The following is a 4,020-nucleotide window of genomic DNA, read 5'->3' as shown; positions in this document are numbered from 1 at the left end:
ATCGCCAACTCACTTTTTTTATTTTTCAATTCGTTCTCTAAAAGATCAATCTCTTTTTCTAACGTTTGTTTTTTAAATTTACTCGTTTCAATATGCTCCCGATCCGAACCTTTTTCTCCACGTTGTAAATCAAATCCGAGCTTCTGCATATGCTCTGGAAACTTGTCTTGCAGCCACAACAATTCTTGACGATTAAATACATTTTTCCCTTGCAATTTTCCATCACGCATTGGCACGACACCCAAATGCATATGAGGAGTTTTTTCGTCAACATGAACAGTCGCATATGCAATATTTTGTTTCCCATATCGATCAGCGAATAATTTATAACTTTCTTCAAAAAATCGTTTCTGTTCATCAGGATCTAATCGTTCAAAAAAATGTCGGTCAGACGTGACAATTAATTCATTTACAAGCACAGCATCTTTTCTTGTTTTTCTCGTTCCAACTTTTTGTGATTCAATAATTTCTTTTACTCGCTCGTTATAGTCGATCGGTTCATCATTCACCAAATCATAATTTTCATGTGACCGTTCTTTATCAATATCGGGATTCGTTTTACTTTCCCGTTCTCTCTGATTGTGAAATTGAATTCCTTTCAGATCATAGGACTTCATTTTCTGCATACGAACTACTGCAAAACTCATTTATTTTCGACCTCGCTTTCGAGAAAATTTGTCATGACAAATCGGCGCAACTTCCATGTAAAGTATAGCACACTATACTTTATATTCATAAAGTGTGTGCTCTGCGAGGCTGTCGGCAGTGCCGACCAAAACCATAAAACCTTTAAGACCTTTCTTTTTTTTACGAGAAAAAAGAAACAAAAAAACCTGCCCTCTGCCACCTCAGCAAAGGGGGGTTTTGCTCTCGTGCTCGTTTAAAAATCAGCAAGGGACAGGTAGTATTTTTTGAGAAGATCACTCAAAAAATCTCCACCTTTAAACCCTTGCCAATTTTTATTTTGTCCGTTTTGTCTAGCTTACCGAAAGCCAGACTCAGCAAGAATAAAATTTTTATTGTCTTTCGGTTTTCTAGTGTAACGGACAAAACCACTCAAAATAAAAAAGATACAAGAGAGGTCTCTCGTATCTTTTATTCAGCAATCGCGCCCGATTGAGGTAAATTAAGACGTACTTTTTACACCAATCAAAATATCCAAATCAACAGTTATTCCAGTAGAATCTAAATTTAAAAATGAATCAATCTGTTCTTTTTCTGCATTCCAAGCTAGTGGAGACATTTGAATAAGGTTCAATAATTCTGTTTGCTCTAATTCCTTAAAATAACTAAACCTGAAATTATTTACTAACTGGAAGTTTTGTTTAAATAGCGATATGGTTTCTCCATTGGTGTAGGCTTTTTTATCACTGTTCGTAAAAATTACCTCTCGCAATTCTTTGAGATAATTAGGACGAGGTACAATTTTCACTATGATACCTTCAGGAGCCAGAACTCTTTTGAACTCCATATAATTAGCAGGTGATAGGATATTCAAAACCACGTGACTTGACTGATCAGTTAGAGGAATATTCGCCAAATCACCAACAAGCCAAATCGGATTATGATAATTTTTAGAAGCCATTATAATGCCTTCTTTTGCAATATCTAATCCAATCCCAGTGATTGCCCTATCGCGACATTCATTTATAATTTTTTGTAAATGTGAACCCTCGCCACTTCCTGCGTCGAAAATAATAGTTGGGTAATGGAATTCGTCTAAATGCTTACCAATTATTTCTGAAACTTTCTTGTGTAATGAGGAGTATAAGTTACTTTCCATAATTATTTTTTGTCTAGCTTCAAATAAATTTTTATCATAATGTTGATTGGAGGGGCGAGTTAACATATTGACATAGCCCTGTTTTGCAAAGTCAAATGTATGGTTATTCGAACAGATGAGGCTTTTAAAATCAACGACTTTCATTGAACGATGACAAATCGGACATCTAAATATGTCCACTATCTCACTTACCACTTTTGCACTTTTTTCTTTATTGGTCATACCATCTTTCCCTTTCTACAAATCAATACATCCTTTGAACCTTATTCCGTTAAATGGCCCGTTTGTTGAACTACTCTTTAATAAAATAATTTTTCCGTTCCCAATTCCACATTGCAATAATAGAAAATCCATCTTCATCGGCTTTTTCGTCATCATCTGTATGAATCAAATCGCCTTCTTCTGTGTCATCAAGGTTTAATTTTTTATGTATTTCTTTTAACAAACCACCATAGGAGATTAACCTTTTACGGTGTAAACCTTCCTCCAAATCAGACAAACGTTTCAAATTCTTTTCTTCATCATCGGTCATAAAATCCGTATCCTTTACAGGATATTTTGCAGTTTCGTCAATTGCCGATTGTATATCCGATTTATATTTATTTTTCGGTCGAATCATTTGAACTTTTACATTTGGATCATAGTCTAATTTCATTGCCTTTTTCCAAAATTGAATCCATTGTTTTTGATTCACGTAGTTTTCTGTATTCTTAAAATAAGTTGGTTCCACACATACCAATACATGCATGTGCTGATTATAAGAATTATCTTTATTATTTATTGTCACTTCCGTTGCACGCATAAAACCAACAAGATTTTTATTAATTTTTTTATATTGCATCATTCGGCGAAATCCTTGAGCCATATCTGACAAACTCTTATTTAATTCTTCGCCATCATAAACATTTTTAACTGTTAATGTGAGAAACAACCAACGAACTGTTGGCTTTTGTTTAATAACTTCAGCAACAACCTTTTGTGACTGAATGCCATGTTTCATTGCTCTCCTCCAGTTGCACATTGGACAAAGCCTGGATTTACAAAACCACACTCGATACAACTTTCTTTCGCCTGTTTCACGATTTTGTTTATACTCTAATATTTCAGCACAATCTTTTACTCTTTCAGCCTTTTTAAATTCAAGAATATGCAGAAGTTCAAAGTAATCAACATTAGCGATTTTCTTTTCTCTCCATGGTCTCACTTTTCCACTTTTTGTCTTGTCCACTAAAACCCTTGATTTTTCATCTGAATAAATGCTACTATTAGGACACATAATATTAAAAGAAACCCCCATCTATTTAGTTATTTGTTTGGTCACTTATAACTTTAATAGATGGGGTTTTTCTGTGCAACCAATTTTAAGGGTTTTCAATACTTTAAAACACATACATACCAACACTTCAACGCACCTTTCAGCAACTAAAATAAAAATGACGTTATTTCTATATGTATCAAGAATAGAAAGAACTCGTTTTTCGCTACGCTCAAAACGCAAAAAAAGCACTCATTCGAGTGCTTTTTCTTATCGCTCCAAATCATGCGATTTTTTCCTCTTTGCTTTTCTTTGCTCACGAAGTTCTCGATCACGCTGCAAAACATCTTGAAGCGAAAAAGTATTCTTCTTTTCTTCTGATCGCTCATGCTGACGCACGAAAAGCCCTCTAGGCGCTTTTTCTTTCACTTTACCTACAAATACCCCAAACAACTCCTTAAAGCTCTCTAAATCGCTTGTACGGGCTTTTAAGAAATCTTTCGTCAATACATATAAACTTTCGATCTCATTCGTTAGATGCTCCACTGTACTCTTTAAACGACTATTTTCTTCGGATAAAGATTTATTTGTAGATCGCAACTCTTTCACTTCTTTTTTCAGCGATTGATTCTCTTTTGCGAAATCAGTATTTAACAACTGATCCACTCTCGTTTGCAAAACTGCGCCTGCTTTTACTTTTTTCTTCAAATCTTGAAACACTTCGTCTTTTAAAATTACATTCCCCGTTGATTTCATAACCGTTTTCTTTTGCTCGATCCCCAAAAGATTTCGTTTCCCTGTTGGAACTTCAACGCTCTTCTTTTCTCTTTTCACTGGAATCTTAAATTCGCCTGAAACTTCTTCAGATAGAATCGCCAACTCACTTTTTTTATTTTTCAATTCGTTCTCTAAAAGATCAATCTCTTTTTCTAACGTTTGTTTTTTAAATTTACTCGTTTCAATATGCTCCCGATCCGAACCT

The 4,020-nt window shown here is 34.6% G+C and carries 3 protein-coding genes and 1 pseudogene; all 4 read right to left on the bottom strand.

What is annotated here, in order from left to right; translation table 11 throughout:
• A partial coding sequence (mobV, locus tag MR063_RS21320; RefSeq protein ID WP_242201309.1) for a MobV family relaxase occupies positions 1-647 on the bottom strand: 647 nt, incomplete at its 3' end.
• 479 nt (positions 648-1,126) lie between these two features.
• Positions 1,127-2,005: a putative RNA methyltransferase gene (locus MR063_RS21315; RefSeq protein WP_122910653.1), complete on the bottom strand. Its 879-nt coding sequence runs from the start codon at positions 2,003-2,005 to the stop codon at positions 1,127-1,129.
• Positions 2,006-2,075: 70 nt separating this feature from the next.
• Positions 2,076-3,059, bottom strand: coding sequence for a protein rep (locus tag MR063_RS21310; RefSeq protein ID WP_000336291.1), 984 nt, complete (start codon positions 3,057-3,059; stop codon positions 2,076-2,078).
• A 249-nt stretch (positions 3,060-3,308) separates the two neighbouring features.
• Positions 3,309-4,020, bottom strand: a pseudogene (locus tag MR063_RS21305) (DUF3450 domain-containing protein); the annotation flags it as partial.

The sequence above is a fragment of the Bacillus cereus group sp. BfR-BA-01492 genome (assembly GCF_022662815.1).
GTDB lineage: Bacteria > Bacillota > Bacilli > Bacillales > Bacillaceae_G > Bacillus_A > Bacillus_A cereus_BD.
The sequence above is the reverse complement of the archived record's forward strand: the minus strand, read 5'-3'. Positions and strand labels throughout refer to the sequence as shown.